Annotated in this window: 12 protein-coding genes; 4 read left to right on the top strand and 8 right to left on the bottom strand. The window is 63.0% G+C overall.

Translation table 11 applies throughout. From position 1 onward, the window contains the following. Window positions 1-13: 13 nt before the first annotated feature. Together kdsA and LQ232_RS13195 are read right to left on the bottom strand one after the other, a co-directional pair. The gene (kdsA, locus tag LQ232_RS13200) at window positions 14-868 is read right to left on the bottom strand and encodes a 3-deoxy-8-phosphooctulonate synthase (protein ID WP_230180812.1); all 855 of its coding nucleotides are present in this window, start codon (window positions 866-868) and stop codon (window positions 14-16) included. Next, entirely contained in the window at window positions 865-2,523 is a 1,659-nt protein-coding gene (locus tag LQ232_RS13195) for a CTP synthase (protein ID WP_230180811.1), read from the bottom strand. Before LQ232_RS13195 ends, kdsA begins: the two co-directional genes overlap by 4 nt. 156 nt (window positions 2,524-2,679) lie before the next feature. Between LQ232_RS13195 and LQ232_RS13190 the strand changes: the two genes are divergently transcribed. Then, the gene (locus tag LQ232_RS13190; RefSeq protein WP_230180810.1) at window positions 2,680-2,994 is read left to right on the top strand and encodes a DUF2322 family protein; all 315 of its coding nucleotides are present in this window, start codon (window positions 2,680-2,682) and stop codon (window positions 2,992-2,994) included. 14 nt (window positions 2,995-3,008) lie between these two features. On the opposite strand, the gene purL is transcribed toward LQ232_RS13190, so the two are convergent. Further along, on the bottom strand, window positions 3,009-7,028 hold the full coding sequence (gene purL / locus LQ232_RS13185; RefSeq protein WP_230181593.1) for a phosphoribosylformylglycinamidine synthase: 4,020 nt from the start codon (window positions 7,026-7,028) through the stop codon (window positions 3,009-3,011). 163 nt (window positions 7,029-7,191) lie between these two features. Here purL and map point away from each other — a divergent pair, with 163 nt between their 5' ends. Further along, entirely contained in the window at window positions 7,192-8,001 is an 810-nt protein-coding gene (gene map, locus LQ232_RS13180) for a type I methionyl aminopeptidase (RefSeq protein WP_230180809.1), read from the top strand. Between the two features lie 17 nt (window positions 8,002-8,018). Continuing rightward, window positions 8,019-10,619, top strand: coding sequence for a [protein-PII] uridylyltransferase (locus LQ232_RS13175; RefSeq protein ID WP_230181592.1), 2,601 nt, complete (start codon window positions 8,019-8,021; stop codon window positions 10,617-10,619). A 10-nt stretch (window positions 10,620-10,629) separates the two neighbouring features. On the opposite strand, the gene LQ232_RS13170 is transcribed toward LQ232_RS13175, so the two are convergent. Beyond that, window positions 10,630-10,833 carry a DUF465 domain-containing protein gene (locus tag LQ232_RS13170; RefSeq protein ID WP_230180808.1) on the bottom strand — a complete coding sequence of 68 codons (204 nt, stop codon included), beginning with the start codon at window positions 10,831-10,833 and terminating at the stop codon, window positions 10,630-10,632. A 99-nt stretch (window positions 10,834-10,932) separates the two neighbouring features. Here LQ232_RS13170 and LQ232_RS13165 point away from each other — a divergent pair, with 99 nt between their 5' ends. Continuing rightward, the gene (locus tag LQ232_RS13165) at window positions 10,933-11,700 is read left to right on the top strand and encodes a PP2C family serine/threonine-protein phosphatase (RefSeq protein WP_230180807.1); all 768 of its coding nucleotides are present in this window, start codon (window positions 10,933-10,935) and stop codon (window positions 11,698-11,700) included. 2 nt (window positions 11,701-11,702) lie between these two features. On the opposite strand, the gene zapE is transcribed toward LQ232_RS13165, so the two are convergent. The 4 genes from zapE to LQ232_RS13145 form a co-directional block, all read right to left on the bottom strand. Next, window positions 11,703-12,800 carry a cell division protein ZapE gene (gene zapE, locus LQ232_RS13160; RefSeq protein ID WP_371820286.1) on the bottom strand — a complete coding sequence of 366 codons (1,098 nt, stop codon included), beginning with the start codon at window positions 12,798-12,800 and terminating at the stop codon, window positions 11,703-11,705. Window positions 12,801-12,873: 73 nt separating this feature from the next. Next, a complete protein-coding gene (gene lpdA / locus LQ232_RS13155; RefSeq protein ID WP_230180805.1) occupies window positions 12,874-14,301 on the bottom strand; it encodes a dihydrolipoyl dehydrogenase in 1,428 nt (475 codons plus the stop codon). A 77-nt stretch (window positions 14,302-14,378) separates the two neighbouring features. Then, window positions 14,379-15,671, bottom strand: coding sequence for a 2-oxoglutarate dehydrogenase complex dihydrolipoyllysine-residue succinyltransferase (odhB, locus tag LQ232_RS13150; RefSeq protein ID WP_230180804.1), 1,293 nt, complete (start codon window positions 15,669-15,671; stop codon window positions 14,379-14,381). Window positions 15,672-15,739: 68 nt separating this feature from the next. Then, window positions 15,740-18,598, bottom strand: a complete 2,859-nt coding sequence (locus LQ232_RS13145; RefSeq protein ID WP_230180803.1) for a 2-oxoglutarate dehydrogenase E1 component — start codon at window positions 18,596-18,598, stop codon at window positions 15,740-15,742. Window positions 18,599-18,633 lie beyond the last annotated feature (35 nt).

Genomic DNA, 18,633 nt, shown 5'->3' with positions numbered 1-18,633 from the left:
GAGACTGACCCGGTCAATTGAAATTGGTTTCCAGGAAGCCGTTTTTCTTGGTGATGCGGTCCAGCTCGACCAGGGTGGCGAGCAGCGCCTTCATGTGCTTGAGCGGCACGGCGTTGGGGCCATCGCTCAGGGCACAGGCTGGATCGGGGTGGGTCTCCATGAACAGGCCGGAGATGCCCACCGCCACGGCCGCGCGCGCCAGCACGGGGACGAATTCGCGTTGGCCGCCAGAGCTGGTGCCCTGCCCGCCCGGCAACTGCACCGAGTGGGTCGCGTCGAACACGACGGGTGCATTCGTCTCGCGCATGATGGCCAGCGAACGCATGTCGGACACGAGGTTGTTGTAGCCAAAGCTGACACCGCGCTCGCAGGCCATGAAGACGTCGTCGGGCAAGCCTTTTTCGCGCGCAGCGGCACGGGCTTTGTCGATGACGTTCTTCATGTCACCCGGAGCCAGAAACTGGCCCTTCTTGATGTTGGCGGGCTTGCCGCTCTGGGCCACGGCGCGGATGAAGTCCGTCTGGCGGCTCAAAAACGCAGGCGTCTGCAGCACATCGACGACAGAAGCGACCAAAGGCACTTCGGCCTCGGTGTGCACATCGGTCAGGATGGGCACGTTCAACTCGCGCTTGACCTTGGCCAGGATCTCAAGGCCCTTTTCCATGCCCGGGCCACGGAAAGAGGTGCCCGATGAACGGTTGGCCTTGTCGTAGCTGGATTTGAAGATGAAGGGGATGCCCAACTCGGCGCACACTTCTTTCAGCGTGCCGGCGGTGTCCATCTGGAGCTGCTCGGACTCGACCACGCACGGGCCGGCAATCAGGAAGAAGGGCTTGTCAAGGCCAACGTCGAATCCGCAAAGCTTCATGCTGTGCCTTTCTGGGCTTGATGGTGGTCCAAGGCAGCTTTGATGTAGCTGATGAACAGCGGGTGGCCATCCCAAGGCGTCGACTTGAACTCGGGGTGGAACTGCACGCCGACGTACCAGGGGTGGACCGACTTGGGCAGCTCGACCATCTCGGTCAGCTTCTCGCGCTGGGTGATGGCAGAAATGACCAGACCGGCCTCGCGCAAGCGATCAAGGTAACGCTCGTTGGCCTCGTAGCGGTGGCGGTGGCGCTCGGTCACCACAGGGCCATAGATCTCATGCGCGATGGTGCCGGGCTTGACGTCCGAGCTTTGCGCGCCCAGGCGCATGGTGCCGCCCAGGTTGGAGTTGACGTCGCGCTTTTGAATGCTGCCATCGGCGTCCAGCCACTCGTCAATCAGGGCGATGACGGGGTTGGCCGTTTCTGGGTCGAACTCGGTGCTGTTGGCGTTGGCCAGGCCGGCCTTGTGGCGTGCGTATTCGATCGTGGCCACTTGCATGCCCAGGCAGATGCCCAGGTAGGGGATGCCGTGCTCACGGGCGTACTGCGCCGCGATGATCTTGCCCTCGACGCCGCGTTTGCCGAAGCCGCCAGGCACGAGTATGGCGTCGTATTTGGCCAGGGTGCCAGCGGTTTCAGGCGTGAGCGTTTCGGAATCAACGTATTCGATGTTGACGCGGGCATGGTTGTGGATGCCGGCGTGGCGCAGCGCCTCGTTGAGCGACTTGTACGAGTCCGACAGGTCGGTGTACTTGCCGCACATGGCGATGGTGACGTCGCTCTTGGGGTGCTCGACTTCGTTGACCAGTGTGTCCCAGCGCGACAGGTCGGCGGGCTTGGTGGTCAGTTGCAGCTTGGCGCAGATCAGGTCGTCCAGACCCTGCTCGTGCAGCATGCGCGGCACCTTGTAGATGCTGTCGGCATCCCAGACCGATATCACGCCGGACTCGGGCACGTTGGTGAAGAGCGAGATTTTCTCGGCTTCGTCGTGCGGGATGGCGCGGTCAGCGCGGCACAGCAGCGCATCGGGCTGGATGCCGATTTCTCGCATCTTCTGCACGGTGTGCTGCGTGGGCTTGGTCTTCAACTCGCCGGCAGCGGCGATGAAGGGCACGTAGGTCAGGTGCACGAAAGCGGTGTTGCCGGGGCCCATCTTCAGGCTCATCTGGCGCACGGCTTCCAGGAAGGGCAACGATTCGATGTCACCCACGGTGCCACCGATTTCAACGATGGCCACGTCGACCGCGTCAGGCAGGCCGAAGCCGGCGCCACGGCGGATGAAATCCTGGATCTCGTTGGTGATGTGGGGGATGACCTGGACGGTCTTGCCCAGGTAATCGCCACGGCGTTCTTTTTCAAGGACGCTCTTGTAGATCTGGCCGGTCGTGAAGTTGTTGCTGCGCTTCATCCGGGTGGTGATGAAACGCTCGTAGTGCCCGAGGTCGAGGTCGGTCTCGGCCCCGTCGTCGGTCACGAACACCTCGCCATGCTGGAACGGCGACATGGTGCCCGGGTCCACGTTGATGTACGGGTCGAGCTTGATGAGGGTCACGGACAGGCCACGCGATTCGAGAATGGCGGCCAAAGAAGCGGCTGAGATGCCCTTGCCAAGCGAGGACACCACACCGCCCGTGACGAAGACGAACTTGGTCATTGCGCGTTAGCGTTGGCTCATTACGCCAAACGCTGCGGTGGTAAAGCGGCATTATAGGCGCATGCGGTATGCCGCCTGCGACAAAACCCCCCTTGCCCACCAGAATGCGGGCCGCGTCGAAGACAATGGCGCCCTGACTTTTAACCCACGAGCAACATGGCTTTCAGCGACAACCTCCAACAACTCCCGGCCGTTTCACACCTGGCAGGTCTGCAATTGACCGACGCCTCGGGCGCCGTGGTGGCCACGATTGAAAACAAGCCGGGGCAGGCTGGTTCGCTGGCCGTCTACGCGGCCTTGGCTGATGCGGCTGGCATCATCAACGCCGAAGCCGCCTCACGCGGTCTGGACCTCTACGCCGAACACACGGTGGACGCCCGCGCCAACCCTGGCAAACACCCCAACATCGACCGCCTGATCAACTTGATCGCCGAGGGTGGTCAATGGCAGGTCAAGCTGTTGCCAGCCTGACCTGATCAGAACGCTCAGCCCACCCAGCGGCGGGCGTTCTGGAAGAGGCGCAGCCAGGGGCTGTGCGCGGCTTTGTCACCACTGGTCCAGCTCAACTGCACATTGCGGAACACGCGCTCGGGGTGCGGCATCATGGCCGTGAAGCGGCCATCGGCCGTGGTCACGGCAGTCAGGCCACCGGGGCTTCCGTTCGGGTTGAAGGGATAGGCCTCGGTGGCCGCGCCGGTGTGATCCACGAAGCGCAGCGCCTGCTTGACCTGCTGGGCATTGCCGCGCTGCGAGAAATCGGCGAAGCCTTCGCCATGGGCCACGGCGATGGGCATCCGGCTACCGGCCATGCCGGCGAAGAACAACGAGGGGCTTTCCAACACCTCGACCTGGCTCAGGCGAGCCTCGAAGCGCGTGCTCTGGTTGTGCGTGAACTTGGGCCAGTCTTGCGCGCCAGGGATGATGGGGCTGAGTGCCGCCAGCATCTGGCAACCATTGCAGATGCCCAATGCGAAGGTGTCCGTGCGGCCAAAGAAGGCGGCGAACTGCTCGGCCAGCAAGGCGTTGAACATGATCGAGCGGGCCCAGCCTTCGCCAGCACCCAAGGTATCGCCGTAGCTGAAACCACCGCAGGCAATGAAGCCCTTGAACTGGTCCAGGCGGGCGCGGCCGGCCTGCAGGTCGCTCATGTGCACGTCGAAGGTGTCGAAGCCGCCCAGGTGCATGGCGTAGGCCATTTCCAGGTGGCTGTTGACGCCCTGCTCACGCAGGATCGCGACCTTGGGTCGCGACTGGTTGATGAAGGGCGCGGCCACGTTGTCCGAGGGGTCAAAGCTCAGCTGCACGTGCAGGCCAGGGTCGCTGGCCAGGCCCACGGCGGCGTGCTCGCTGTCGGCGCAGGCGGGGTTGTCGCGCAGTTGCGCGATGCGCCAGCTGACTTCGTCCCACGTCTTGTGCAATTGCTCCAGCGGTGCGCTGAACACGGCCTTGGCATCGCGCCAGACTTCGACCATGCCCTTGGCGTTGGGCTTGCCGATGACGTGGCTGTGCTTGGACAGGCCATGCTCGCGCAGGGTCTGCAACACGGCATCGCGCTCAGCGGTGCGCACTTGCAGCACCACGCCCAGTTCTTCGTTGAACAGCGCTTTCAAGGTCAGCTCGTTGCGGCGTTCGCCCACCTGGCCGGCCCAGTTCTTCGAATCGCCCATGTCGGCTCGGCTGTCGCTGATGCCATCGCCTTCGGTGACGAGCATGTCCACGTTCAGGCTGATGCCGGTGTGGCCGGCAAAAGCCATCTCGCAGGCCGTGGCCCACAGGCCGCCGTCGGCACGATCGTGGTAGGCCAGCAGCTTGCCTTGCGAGCGCAGAGCGTTGACGGCGCTCACCAGTTGCTTGAGCAACTCTGGGTTGTCCAGATCGGGCACGGCGTTGCCGAACTGGTTCAACACTTGCGACAGGATCGAGCCGCCTAAACGGCCCTGCCCTTGGCCCAGGTCGACCAGGATCAGGGTCGTGTCCAGCGACTGGCCAGCCTCTTGAACGATCAATTGCGGCGTGAGCGTGGGGCGCACATCAGGGATGGACGCGAAAGCGGTCACGATCAAGGACACAGGTGCGGTCACCTGCTTCGTTTCGCCTTGTTCAGAAGACCAGCGCGTGCGCATCGACAGCGAATCCTTGCCAACCGGGATGGAGACGCCCAAAGCCGGGCACAGCGCCATGCCCACCGCGCGCACGGTTTCGTACAAGGCGGCGTCTTCACCCGCCTCACCGCAAGCGGCCATCCAGTTGGCGGACAGCTTGACGCGGTTCAGTTCGATGGGCGCAGCCAGCAGGTTGGTGATGGCCTCAGCCACGGCCATGCGGCCCGACGCGGGTGCGTTGACGGCGGCCAGCGGCGTGCGCTCGCCCATGCTCATGGCTTCGCCTGCGAAGCCTTTGAAGTCGGCCAAGGTGACGGCGCAATCGGCCACGGGCACTTGCCATGGGCCGACCATCTGGTCACGGTGGTTCAGGCCACCCACGGTGCGGTCGCCGATGGTGATCAAAAAGCGCTTGCTGGCCACAGTGGGGTGGCGCAGCACGTCGAGCGCCACCTTGTCGAGCGAGACGCTGGTCAGCTCGATCTTACCGCCGTCACGTTGAACACTTTTGACGTCGCGGTGCATCTTGGGCGGCTTGCCCAGCAGCACGTCCATCGGCATGTCGATCGGGCGGTCGGCATCGGGGTTGGCCAGGGCCGTGTCTTCCAGCACCAGTTGGCATTCTTCGGTGGTCACGCCCACGACGCCGAAGGGGCAGCGCTCGCGCTCGCACATGGCGGTGAAGATGGGCAGGCTTTCAGGCGCGATCGCCAGGACGTAACGCTCCTGGCTTTCGTTGCACCAGATTTCTTTCGGGGCCAGGCCGGACTCTTCCAGCGGCACTTTGCTCAGGTCGAAACGGGCGCCCTTGCCCGCGCCATCAACCAGTTCAGGGAAGGCATTGGAGATGCCGCCCGCGCCCACGTCGTGGATGGCCAGGATGGGGTTGCTGGCGCCGAGGTTCCAGCAGTGGTTGATGACCTCTTGCGCACGGCGCTGGATCTCGGGGTTGCCACGCTGCACGGAGTCAAAGTCCAGATCGGCCGCGTTGGTGCCAGCGGCCATGGAACTGGCCGCGCTGCCGCCCATGCCAATGCGCATGCCGGGGCCGCTCAGCTGGATCAGCAAGGTGCCGGCCGGGAACTGGACTTTGTGCGTCTGCGTGGACGCGATCGTGCCCAGGCCGCCCGCGATCATGATGGGCTTGTGGTAACCACGGCGGATGGCGTCGGCACCCTCGCCCACGGTTTGCTCGTACACGCGGAAATAGCCCGCCAGGTTGGGCCGGCCGAATTCGTTGTTGAAGGCGGCGCCCCCCAGGGGGCCGTCGATCATGATCTGCAGCGGACTGGCGATGTGCTCGGGCTTGCCGACCGGGTTCTGCTCCCAAGGCTCGTTGGTGCCGGGCAGGTGCAGGTTGGACACCGAGAAGCCTGTCAGGCCAGCCTTGGGACGCGAACCGCGGCCCGTAGCGCCTTCATCACGGATCTCGCCACCCGCGCCCGTTGATGCACCGGGATAAGGCGAAATCGCCGTGGGGTGGTTGTGCGTCTCGACCTTCATCAGCACGTGGGCCAATTCAGGCCTGGCCTGGTACTGGGGCGCGTTGGTGTAGCCCGCCGGCATCCAGCGCTCGATCTCGTGGCCCTCCATCACCGAGGCGTTGTCGGAATAGGCCACCACCGTGTGTTGCGGGTTGAGCTTTTCGGTGTTGCGGATCATGCCGAACATCGACAGGTCTTGCGCTTGGCCATCGATGGTGAACTGGGCGTTGAAAATCTTGTGGCGGCAGTGCTCGCTGTTGGCCTGCGCGAACATCATCAGCTCAACGTCGGTCGGGTTGCGCTTCAATCCGGTAAAGGCGTTGACCAGGTAGTCGATTTCATCATCCGACAAAGCCAGGCCGAAGGTCTTGTTGGCAGATTCCAGCGCGCTGCGGCCTTGGCCCAGCACGTCCACGTGCTCCATGGGCTGGCCAGGCTTTTCGTCGAACAGGTGTCGTGCCTCGTCGCGCGACAGGGCCACGCTTTCGGTCATGCGGTCGTGCAGCAGCGCCGCGGCGGTGCTCAACTCGGTCGGCGTCAGGGGCTTGCCGCCCCCGGTGATGGCTCCCAGCAACCCAGACTTCAAGGTCAGGCGGTACTCGGTGACACGCTCGACCCGGCGGATCTTCAAGCCACAGTTGTGCGCGATGTCCGTGGCCTTGGACGCCCAAGGCGAGACCGTGCCCAGGCGGGGCATGACCACGATCAGGTCGCCCTCGGTCGAGCCTTGGTAAGGATCGCCGTAGGTCAGCAGGCCAATCAGCGTGTCCGACTCGTTCGATGACAGGCCGTGATCGGCCGACACCCAATGCACATGGCGGGCATGCACGCCGATGATCTTGGGGTTGATGGCCTGCAGTTTGGGCAGCAAAGCCTGAACTTGGTGAGGGGCCAGGGCGTTTCCGCCCTCGAAATGCATCAGGTGGTGGGTGCGATCGGTCACGGCGTGGGGCCCCTTTCAGGGCTTTCGTTGGGCAGGCGTGCGAGGAAACCCGGCATTTTAAGCGGCTATGAGCATGTGCAACCGCTTTCTGATGCCCTTGTCGTTTCTAGTGAGCCCTGAAATCGGGATAATCCGGCCCATGAGCATCACCATCAAAACAGGCGCCGAGATTGACGCCATGCGCCTCGCTGGCCGCCTCGCCTCCGAGGTGCTGGACTACCTCACCCCCTTCGTCAAACCGGGCGTGACCACGGACCAGTTGGACAAACTGGCGCATGACTACATGGTCGAGGTGCAAGGCACCATCCCGGCGCCCCTGAACTACGCGCCCGGCGGCCACTCGCCCTACCCCAAGTCGATCTGCACCTCGGTCAACCACACGATCTGCCACGGCATCCCCAACGACCGAGCGCTGAAGAATGGCGACATCGTCAACCTCGACATCACCGTCATCAAGGACGGCTGGCACGGCGACACCAGCCGCATGTTCGTGGTCGGCGAAGGCTCCATCGCGGCCAAGCGCCTGTGCAACCTGACTTATGAGGCCATGTGGCGCGGCATCGCCAAGGTCAAGCCCGGCGTGCGCCTGGGTGACATCGGCAATGCGATCCAGACCTTTGTTGAAAACCAGGGCTTCTCGGTGGTGCGCGAATACTGCGGCCACGGCATCGGCCAACGCTTCCACGAAGAGCCGCAAGTGCTGCACTATGGCCGCGCAGGCACCCTTGAGGAACTCAAGGCCGGCATGACCTTCACCATAGAGCCCATGGTGAACGCCGGCAAGCGCGACATCAAGGCCCTGCCCGACGGCTGGACCATCGTCACCAAGGACCACTCACTGTCGGCGCAATGGGAGCACACCGTGCTGGTCACCGAGACTGGCTACGAAGTGCTGACCCTGTCGGCTGGCAGCCCGCCTCCGCCCGCCTTCATCACCACCCAGGCTTGAGCGTGACCGCTGTACCCATGGCCCTGGACATCCCGGCGTTGCGCACGCAACTGCGCACCGCCAAAACCGACCTGCTGACCCAGTTCGCCAACGCCCGGCCCATCGCGGCCTCGGCCACGCGGCTGCTGCACAACACCGCCAAGGCCGTGGACCGCAGCTTGATGCTGCTCTGGGATGCCCACCACATGCCCAAAGGGGCCACTCTGGTGGCCGTGGGCGGCTACGGCCGGGGTGAGTTGTTCCCGCATTCCGACATCGATGTGCTGGTGCTGTTGCCCGTGTCCCCCTCTGCCGCGGGCGACGAAGGCCTGACCCAAAGCGTTGAAAGTTTCATCAGCGCCTGCTGGGACATCGGCCTGGAGATTGGCTCCAGTGTGCGCAGCGTTGAAGAGTGCAGCGAAGAAGCCCAGCGAGACGTCACGGTCCAGACCGCCTTGTTGGAAGCCCGCTTTTTGTGCGGATCCAAAGCCCGCTTCGAGGAGCTGAAAGAAGCGACGCTCAAGCACCTGGATGCGCCCACCTTCATGCGCGCCAAGACCTTGGAGCTGCGCCAGCGCCACCACAAGTACGAGGACACCCCATACGCCCTGGAGCCCAATTGCAAGGAAAGCCCAGGTGGGCTTCGTGACCTGCAAGTGGTGCTTTGGGTGGCCCGCGCGGCCGGGTTTGGCAAGAACTGGCACGAGTTGGCCGTCAAGGGCCTGCTGACCGCTTTTGAAGCCCGCCAGCTGCAGCGCAATGAAGGCCTGCTCAAGCTGATCCGCGCCCGACTTCATCAAGTGGCCGGCCGCCGCGAAGACCGCCTGGTGTTCGATTTGCAAGCCGGGGTGGCCGAAACCTTCGGCTACGTGAACACGCCCGCCCTGCGCGCCAGCGAAGCCCTGATGCGGCGCTATTACTGGGCTGCCAAAGCCGTCACGCAGCTCAACCAGATCCTGATGCTGAACATTGAAGAGCGCATCCTGGGCTCACAAGACGCGCCCATGCGTCCCATCAATGACAAGTTCCTGGACCGAGGCGGTTTTCTGGAAGTGGTCAGCGACGATCTCTACCAGCGCGACCGCCATGCCATCCTGGAAACCTTCCTGGTGCTGCAGCACGACAACACCATGAAGGGCTTGTCGGCACGCACATTGCGCGCGCTGTACAACGGTCGCGACCTCATGGATGCCGACTTCCGCAATGACCCGGTCAATCGGCAGACCTTCATGGCGATCCTGAAGGAGCCGCATGGTCTGACCCGTGTGATGCGGCTGCTGAACCAGACCTCGGTGCTGGGGCGCTACCTGTGGGTCTTCCGCCGCATCGTGGGCCAGATGCAGCACGACCTGTTCCACGTCTACACCGTGGACCAGCACATTTTGATGGTGGTGCGCAATGTGCGCCGCTTCTTCATCCCCGAGCATGCGCACGAGTACCCTTTCTGTACCCAACTGGCCGCCGAATGGGACAAGCCGTGGATCCTCTACATCGCCGCCCTGTTCCACGACGTGGCCAAGGGGCGCGGTGGTGATCATTCCGAACTGGGCGTCCAGGAAGTGCACCGCTTCTGCAAGGCCCATGGCATCAGCCCTGAGGACACCAAGCTGATCCAGTTCCTGGTGGGCGAGCACCTGACCTTGTCCCGTGTGGCTCAAAAGGAAGACCTCAGCGATCCTGAAGTCATCCAGGCCTTTGCCAAACGCATGGGCAGCGAACGCGCCCTCACCGGCCTTTACCTGCTGACCGTGGCCGACATCCGGGGCACCAGCCCGAAGGTCTGGAACGCCTGGAAAGGCAAGCTGCTGGAAGACCTGTACAAGCTGGCTTTGCGCGCCCTGGGCGGCGCCCGTCCGCACATGGACGCCGAGATTGAAGCCCGCAAACAGCAAGCCAGGCACTCGCTGGCCCTGTACTACCTGCCCGAAGGCATCGAGGCATCGTTGTGGAAAACGTTGGACATGAGCTACTTTGCTCGACACGACGCCCCCGACATCGCCTGGCACACGCGCTGCCTGTGGCAACTGGTGGACACCCCCGAGCCCATCGTGCGCGCCCGCCTGTCACCGGCCGGGGAAGGGCTGCAGGTGCTGGTCTATGCACCTGACCGGGCCGACCTGTTCGCCCGCATCTGCGGCTACTTTGACCGCGCTGGCTTCACCATTCAAGACGCCCGCATCCATACCACCAACGGCGGTTATGCGCTGGACACGTTTCAGATCATGTCCGCGCCCAACTCATCGCAGGAGGGGGTGCATTACCGCGATTTGATCGCGCTGGTCGAGAACCAATTGGCTGCCGCCTGCGCCTCCGACCTGCCCTTGCACGAGCCCAGCAAGGGTCGGCTGTCCAGGCGAGTGAAGTCGTTTCCTGTGCCACCCCGCGTCAGCCTGCGTCCGGACGAACGCGCGCAACGCTGGCTGCTCAGTGTGTCGGCCAGCGACCGATCAGGCCTGCTCTACGTGATCGCCCGGGTGCTGGCGCGCCACCAGGTGAACGTTCAACTGGCCAAGGTCAGCACATTGGGTGAGCGCGTGGAAGACACTTTTTTGGTCACGGGTCCTGGCCTGCGCCAGGATCGAGCACAACTCAAGCTCGAAACTGAATTGCTGGAAGCCATTGCGCCGTCCAACGCCTGACAGCAGCGCCTCAGGCAGGCTCCTTGGGGTCCAACATGCGCTCGAGTCGCGCAATGCGATCCCGCAGCAACAAGCGGCGCTTCTTGAGCCGACGCAAGGTCAACTCGTCAACAGGGGCCTGTTCGGCCGCAAGATCGATCAGGTTGTCGAGGTCGGCATGCTCCATGCGCAACTCGATCAACTGGCGATGAGGGGAATGCAGGTTTTCTTGCATCTGGTACGCAACAGTACTCGCTGACAGGCGCCTGAACAAGGGATGACCCGAAGGCTCGCCGCCCCTCGGACCCCATCATTTAGGGATTATAGTTTTCCAATGACTCTGACACCGACCAGTTATCGCCTCGTGGCCGCCACCGGCATCCACAAAGGCGACCGGCCTTACCAGCAAGACCAGGTCGAAATCTTGCCTCACCCCCGAACGCCCGGCTGCCTGCTGGCGGTCGTGGCCGATGGCATGGGCGGTAAAAGCGGGGGCCGCAAGGCCGCCGATCAGGTGATCATGACCTCACGCCAGGTGTTTGACCGTTATGTCCCATCCAAGGACGAGGCGGGCCAGAACCTCCAGCAGCTGGTCGAGGAATCCCACCTCATGATCAAGCTCACGGCCATCGCTTTTGAGGAAGAGCCTCACAGCACGGTGGCTGCGTTCATCATCAATCCCGATTTGTCGGCGGTGTTTGTGCATGCGGGCGACTCGCGCGCGTACCACTTCAGGGGTCCGGAAATGATGCATCGGACCATGGACCACTCTTTCGTGCAGCGCCTGGTGAACGAAGGCCAGATCACCGAAGAAGAAGCCAATGTGCATCCTCAGTCCAACCTGCTGACGGGGTGTCTGGGCACGCAACAAGATCCACCCACCACCCTCCACCACATCCACCAGCTGGAAGTGGGCGACTCATTGCTCGTTTGCAGTGATGGCCTGTGGCACTACTTCACGCCCAAAGAACTGGGAGCCATCGTTCACACCTTGCCGCCCCGCGAGGCGGCTGAAATGCTGGTGGGCAAGGCACGCCACCGCGCACGTGCCGGGGGCGACAACCTGTCGCTGGCGCTGGTGCGCATTGAGGCTTCGCACTGACCTCAGGTCAGCGAAGTGTCAACGTTGCGCTTTTCTTCACTGAGGTATTCCTTGGACTGCATCTCGTTCAGGCGAGACACCGTGCGGGGAAATTCGTGCGCCAAGGGGCCATCGGTGTAAAGCTGCTCAGGCGGCACGGCGGCTGACACCACCAACTTGACCCGCCGGTCATAGAGTACATCCACGAGCCAGGTGAAGCGGCGCGCCTCGGCAGCCAGGCGCACGGGCATGAGCGGCACCTCGGTGAGCACAATCGTGTGAAAACGCGTGGCCAGTTCCAGGTAGTCGTTCTGCGAACGTGGGCCGCCACACAAAGTCTGGAAGTCAAACCACACCACACCACCAGCACGCCTGCGGGCCTTCAACACGCGGTGCTCGATGTTCAAGGTGGGATCCTCGTCAGCTGATTCGGCCAACTGATTGAAGATCTCAGTCATCTGACCATCCACCTCGGGGCCCAAAGGGGTCAGGTACAGGTTGGCCAGCTCCAGCGTGCGCTGACGGTAGTCGGTACCGTTGTCCACATTGACCACCTCCAACTGGTTTTTCAGCAACTCGATGGCCGGCAGGATGCGGTCACGGTGCAAGCCGTTGGGGTACAGCTGGTCGGGGTGGAAATTGGACGTGGTGATGATGCTCATGCGGTTGCGGAACATCGCGTCCAGCAAGCGGTGCAGGATCATCGCATCGGTCACGTCGGCCACATGGAATTCATCAAAACAGACGATGCGGTGGCGGCGCCCCATGCGCTTGGCCAGGATCTCCAGCGGGTCGGCTTGCCCTTTCAGTTCCAGCAACTGCCGGTGCACCTCGCGCATGAACTCGTGAAAGTGCAGACGGGTCTTGCGCTCCAGGGGCACGGCCTGGAAGAAACAGTCCATGATGAAGCTCTTGCCACGCCCCACCCCGCCGTACAGGTACACGCCCTTGGGCAGGTTTGGGTAGCGCAGCATCTTGGTCAAGGCATTGGAGCGCTGCGCCTTGTAGACCGACCATTCATCCTGACAACGCTGCAAGGCGGCGATGCCCTTGAGCTGGGCCGCGTCGGCCTGGTATCCCCGCTCTTTCAAGCTCTGGTAATACAGATCGGTGACGGTGATGTTGGATTGCTGCGCTGCCATGAAAGAAATCGGGGCGACCTTGGCCGCCCCTTGTCTGTGCTGATCCGTGAGGTCAGAAGTTTAAGGTGCGCTTGTCCACGGCGAGCGCCGCTTCCTTGGTGGCTTCGCTCAATGAGGGGTGCGCATGGCAGATCCGCGCGATGTCCTCGGCGCTGGCCTTGAATTCCATGGCCACCACGGCCTCCGAGATCAATTCGCTGGCCTGCGGGCCAATGATGTGCACACCGAGGATCTCGTCGGTCTTCTCGTCGGCCAGGAACTTCACGAAACCGGTGGTGTCGCCCAGCGCGCGCGCGCGTCCGTTGGCGGCAAAGGGGAAGGAACCGGCCTTGTAGGGCCGGCCCTCCGCTTTCAACGCCTGTTCGGTTTTGCCGACCCAGGCGATCTCCGGGCTGGTGTAAATCACCCAGGGAATCGTGTTGAAGTTGACGTGGCCATGCTGGCCTGCGATGCGCTCGGCCACCGCCACGCCTTCTTCTTCTGCCTTGTGCGCCAGCATGGGCCCACGCACCACATCGCCAATCGCCCACACATTGGGCAGGTTGGTCTTGCAGTCGTCGTCCACCACGATGGCACCGCGTTCATCCAGCTTCAGGCCCACGGCCTCGGCGTTCAAGCCGTTGGTGTTGGGCACCCGGCCGATCGAGACGATGAGCTTGTCCACGTCCAGCTTTTGCGCGGCGCCAGCAGAGTCCGTGTAGGCCACGGACACGCCCTTCTTGCCGGCCTTGACCTCGGTGATCTTCACACCGAACTGGAACTTCAAACCTTGCTTGGTGAAGGCCTTCTGGGCCTCCTTGGCCACCTGCTCGTCGACCGCACCCAGGAAGCCCGGCAACGCTTCGAGGATGGTGACTTCGGCACCCAGGCGGCGCCAGACCGAGCCCATCTCCAGGCCGATCACGCCCGAGCCAACCACGCCCAGCCTCGAAGGCACATCGCCGATGCGCAACGCGCCATCGTTCGACAGGATCTGCGTTTCATCGAAGGGCGTGCCGGGCAACTGGCGCGCGTTCGAACCTGTGGCCAGGATGATGTGCTTGCCCTTCAAGGTGTCGGGCTTGTCGCCAGCCACCGCGATTTCATAGCCACCATCGGCCGCCTTCGTGAACGAGCCACGACCATGGAAGAAGGTGATCTTGTTCTTCTTGAACAGGTAAAGGATGCCGTCGTTGTTCTGCTTGACGACGGTGTCCTTGCGGCCCAGCAGCTTGGCCAGGTCAAGGCTCAGGCCTTCGACGTTGATGCCGTGGTCGGCGAAGTGGTGGCCGGCTTGCTCATAGTGCTCGGACGACTGCAGCAGCGCCTTGGACGGGATGCAACCCACGTTCGTGCAGGTGCCGCCGGGTGCGGGGCCGCCCTTGGCGTTCTTCCACTCGTCGAGGCAGGCGACCTTGAAGCCGAGTTGGGCCGCACGGATGGCGGCGATGTAGCCACCGGGGCCACCACCGATGACGATGACGTCGAATTCTTGGGACATGGGAAAAGCTCCTGGGTTTGCAAGTCAGGAGCGCGCCCTTGTGAGGCGCGCCCGGCCGCAAAAAACAAGTTATGGGGTCAGATGTCGAACAGCAGGCGGGCTGGGTCTTCCAGCGCTTCCTTCATGGCCACCAGGCCCAGCACGGCTTCGCGGCCGTCAATGATGCGGTGGTCATAAGACATGGCCAGGTAGTTGATCGGTCGGATCACGATCTGACCGTTCTCGACCACGGCACGGTCCTTGGTGGCGTGCACGCCCAGGATGGCCGACTGTGGCGGGTTGATGATGGGGGTGGACAGCATTGAGCCGAACACACCACCGTTGGAGATGGAGAAAGTGCCACCGGTCAATTCTTCCAGGCCCAGCTTGCCGTCACGGGCCTTGACGCCGAACTCGGCGATCTTCTTTTCGATCTCGGCGAAGGTCATCTGATCAACATTGCGCAGCACCGGCACCACCAGACCACGGGGCGAACCCACGGCCACGCCGATGTCGAAGTAACCGTGGTACACGATGTCATTGCCATCGATCGAGGCGTTGATGACCGGGTACTTCTTGAGCGCGTGCACCGCCGCCTTAACGAAGAAGCTCATGAAGCCCAGCTTGACGCCATGTTCCTTCTCGAACTTTTCCTGGAACTTCTTGCGCATCTCCATCACCGGCGCCATGTTCACCTCGTTGAAGGTGGTCAGGATGGCGTTGGTGGCTTGCGACTGCAGCAGGCGCTCGGCAACACGGGCGCGCAGGCGGCTCATGGGCACGCGCTGCTCAGGGCGATCAGACAGGTTGGGCAGGCCCGGCACCTGCACCGCGGGCAAGGACGTGGCAGGCACACCCGTGGGGATGGCCTTGGTGGCCGGCGCTGCGGGGGCCGCCGCTGGCGCGGGCGCTGCGGCGCCACCCGCCACGGCTTGCAACACATCGCCCTTGGTGACGCGGCCATCCTTGCCAGTGCCAGGCACTTGCGCCGTGGTCAGGTTGTTGTCCGCCAGCAGCTTGGCGGCGGCGGGCATGGCCACGTCGGCCTTGGCACCACCAGCGGCCGAGGCCGCCGCAGCGGAGGCAGGCGCCGGGGAAGCCACCTCAGGCGGCAGCGCCTTGACAGGCAAGGGACTCACGGCTTCCGAGCCTTCGGTGTCGATGCGGGCAATCACCTCTTCGCTGGCCACGGTGTCGCCATCGTTGCGAACCAGTTGGGCCATCACGCCGGCGGCCGGGGCGGGGACTTCGAGCACGACTTTGTCGGTCTCGATTTCAATCAGGATTTCGTCCTGGGCGACTGCTTCACCGGGCTTTTTCTTCCAGTTCAGCAAAGTGGCTTCGGCCACGGATTCCGAGAGTTGGGGGACTTTGACTTCAATGAGTGCCATGAATTTTTCTCCAGACGCGAGGGCGACCTCGCGCACCAGCCATTGCTGTGCGCGGCGCCCGCGATGACTTATTTGGTGAGGACGAAGCCCTTGAGCTTGGCGAAGGCTTGATCAAGCAGTGCTTTGAGCTGCTCTTGGTGCAAGTGCGCATAACCCACGGCTGGCGAGGCGGAAGCTGGCCGGCCGGCATAACCCAGGCGCTGACCTTCCGACATGTTTTCGTGGATGTAGTGCTGCACGAAGAACCATGAGCCCTGGTTTTGCGGCTCGTCCTGGCACCAGACCAAGTCGGTCAGGTTGGGGTACTTCTTCAACTCGGCAGCGAACGCCTTGTGCGGGAAAGGATAGAGCTGTTCAACGCGGATGATGGCGGTATCAAGGCTCTTCTTCTCGGCGCGTTTCTTGACCAGGTCGTAATAGACCTTGCCCGAGCAGGCGATCAAACGCTTGACGCTGGCATTGTCCACTGTCGCATCCGTCTCGGGAATCACGGTGCGGAACTCACCGCGCGTGAACTCGGTCAGCGGCGAGGTCGCGTCCTTCATGCGCAGCAGCGACTTGGGCGTCATGATGACCAAGGGCTTGCGGAACATGCGCACCATCTGGCGGCGCAACAGGTGGAAGATCTGGCTGGCCGAGGTGGGCTGGCAGATCTGCATGTTGTTGTCAGCGGCCAGCTGCATGAAGCGCTCCAGGCGGGCCGAGCTGTGCTCGGGACCTTGCCCTTCGTAGCCGTGCGGCAGCATCAGCGTGAGGCCATTGGCGCGGCCCCACTTCACTTCGCCCGATGCGATGAACTGGTCGATCACCACTTGCGCACCATTGGCGAAGTCGCCGAACTGCGCTTCCCAGATCACCAGGGTGTTCGGGTCAGCACTGGCGTAGCCATATTCAAAGCCCAGCACCGCTTCTTCCGACAAGATGGAGTCGATGACAACGTACGGGGCCTGGTTGTCGGCCACGTGTTGCAGCGGGATGTAAGTGCCCGTGTCCCACTTTTCACGGTTCTGGTCGTGCAGCACCGAGTGGCGGTGAGTGAAGGTGCCGCGGCCGCAGTCTTCGCCAGACAAGCGCACGGGGTAGCCCGAAGCCACCAGGGAGGCAAAGGCCATGTGCTCACCCATGCCCCAGTCCACGTTCACTTCGCCACGGCCCATGGCCGCGCGGTCGTCAATGACCTTTTGCACCAGGGGGTGCGGCTTGAAGTTGTCGGGGATGGTGGTGATGCGTTCGGCCAGGCGGCGGAACTCGGCCAGCGGCAGCGCGGTGTCTGCGGCGTCGGTCCACTTCTTGTTCAGGTAAGGCGTCCAATCGACGGCGTACTTGCTTTTGAAGTTGGTCAGGACCGGGTCGACCGTGTGCTTGCCGGCTTCCATTGCGGCGCGGTAGTCCTTGACCATCTGGTCGGGCACCTCGGCCGCGATCGTGCCCTGGGCCACCAGCTTGTCGCCGTAAACCTTGCGCGTACCAGGATGCTGGCCAATCTTCTTGTACATCAGCGGCTGAGTCATCGACGGCGTGTCTTGCTCGTTGTGGCCCAGCTTGCGGAAGCAGACGATGTCAACGACCACGTCCTTGTTGAACTCCTGGCGGTAATCCAGGGCCAGTTGCGTGCACAGCACCACGGCCTCTGGATCATCGCCATTGACGTGCAGCACCGGCGCTTCGATCATCTTGACCACGTCGGTGCAGTACAGCGTCGAGCGGCTGTCGCGCGGGTCGGAGGTCGTGAAGCCGATCTGGTTGTTGATGACGATGTGCACCGTGCCGCCCGTGTAGTAGCCACGGGTCTGGGCCAATGCCAGCGTTTCCATCACCACGCCCTGGCCGGCGAAGGCGGCATCGCCGTGCACTTGCACGGGCAGGACCTGGTCACCGGAGGTGTCGCCACGGCGATCCTGGCGGGCCTTCACCGAGCCTTCGATCACCGGATTAACGATCTCAAGATGCGAGGGGTTGAAGGACAGGGACAAGTGAACCGGGCCACCATCGGTGCTCACGTCGCTTGAAAAGCCCTGGTGGTACTTCACGTCGCCGGAGGGCAGATTCTCGGGGGCGGTGTGGTCGAACTCCGAGAACAACTCGGCGGGCTGCTTGCCCAGAGTGTTGACCAGCACGTTCAGGCGGCCACGGTGGGCCATGCCAATGATGATTTCTTGCACGCCCTTTTCGCCGCCGCGCTGGATCAGTTCGTCCATGCAGGCGATGAAGCTTTCGCCGCCTTCGAGCGAGAAGCGCTTCTGGCCCACGTATTTGGTGTGCAGGAAGCGCTCAAGGCCTTCCGACGCGGTGAGGCGCTCCAGGATGTTCTTTTTCTTCTCGACGCTGAACGAAGGCTTGGAGCGGATGCTTTCCAGCTTTTCCTGCCACCAGCGCTTTTCAGTCGGCTCGGTGATGTGCATGAACTCTGCACCGATGGAGCCGCAATACGTTTCGCGCAGGGCCTGGAGGATGTCACGCAAGGACATCTGCTCGGCCTTGGTGAAGTAGGTGTTCGTGGCGCTGAACGTGATGTCCATGTCGGACTCGGTCAGGTCGTAGAACGCGGGCTCCAGCTCGGGCAGCTTGGGGCGCTCCTGGCGCTTGAGGGGATCGAGGTCGGCCCAACGGGAGCCGAGGAAACGATAGGCAGCAATCAAGGACTGCACATGGACTTGCTTGCGGGCTACGGCCAGATCAGCACTGCTGGTCTTGACCATGAAGGCATTGGCCTTGGCGCGCTGGGCAAACGATTCGACGACGGGCGCGTGGGCCACATCTCGGTGATCGGAGCCGTCCGTGGCAGGGACGTTGGACAAGGCGTCGAAGTACGACCGCCAGTTGTCGGGCACGGAGCCCGGGTTGTCGAGATAGGCCTCGTACAACTCTTCGACGTACGGGGCGTTTCCCCCGAACAGGTACGAGTTCGACCTGAACTGCTGCATCATTTCGCTGACCTCACTCCCAGGTTTGCTGGGTTATG

Source organism: Aquabacterium sp. CECT 9606 (genome assembly GCF_918741295.1).
GTDB lineage: Bacteria > Pseudomonadota > Gammaproteobacteria > Burkholderiales > Burkholderiaceae_C > Aquabacterium.
The sequence above is the reverse complement of the archived record's forward strand: the minus strand, read 5'-3'. Positions and strand labels throughout refer to the sequence as shown.

Coding starts and splice junctions, on each gene's coding strand:
- kdsA (WP_230180812.1), bottom strand. CDS start 868: ATGAAGCTTTGCGGATTCGACGTTGGCCTTGACAAGCCCTTCTTCCTG.
- LQ232_RS13195 (WP_230180811.1), bottom strand. CDS start 2,523: ATGACCAAGTTCGTCTTCGTCACGGGCGGTGTGGTGTCCTCGCTTGGC.
- LQ232_RS13190 (WP_230180810.1), top strand. CDS start 2,680: ATGGCTTTCAGCGACAACCTCCAACAACTCCCGGCCGTTTCACACCTG.
- purL (WP_230181593.1), bottom strand. CDS start 7,028: ATGCATTTCGAGGGCGGAAACGCCCTGGCCCCTCACCAAGTTCAGGCT.
- map (WP_230180809.1), top strand. CDS start 7,192: ATGAGCATCACCATCAAAACAGGCGCCGAGATTGACGCCATGCGCCTC.
- LQ232_RS13175 (WP_230181592.1), top strand. CDS start 8,019: ATGGCCCTGGACATCCCGGCGTTGCGCACGCAACTGCGCACCGCCAAA.
- LQ232_RS13170 (WP_230180808.1), bottom strand. CDS start 10,833: ATGCAAGAAAACCTGCATTCCCCTCATCGCCAGTTGATCGAGTTGCGC.
- LQ232_RS13165 (WP_230180807.1), top strand. CDS start 10,933: ATGACTCTGACACCGACCAGTTATCGCCTCGTGGCCGCCACCGGCATC.
- lpdA (WP_230180805.1), bottom strand. CDS start 14,301: ATGTCCCAAGAATTCGACGTCATCGTCATCGGTGGTGGCCCCGGTGGC.
- odhB (WP_230180804.1), bottom strand. CDS start 15,671: ATGGCACTCATTGAAGTCAAAGTCCCCCAACTCTCGGAATCCGTGGCC.
- LQ232_RS13145 (WP_230180803.1), bottom strand. CDS start 18,598: ATGATGCAGCAGTTCAGGTCGAACTCGTACCTGTTCGGGGGAAACGCC.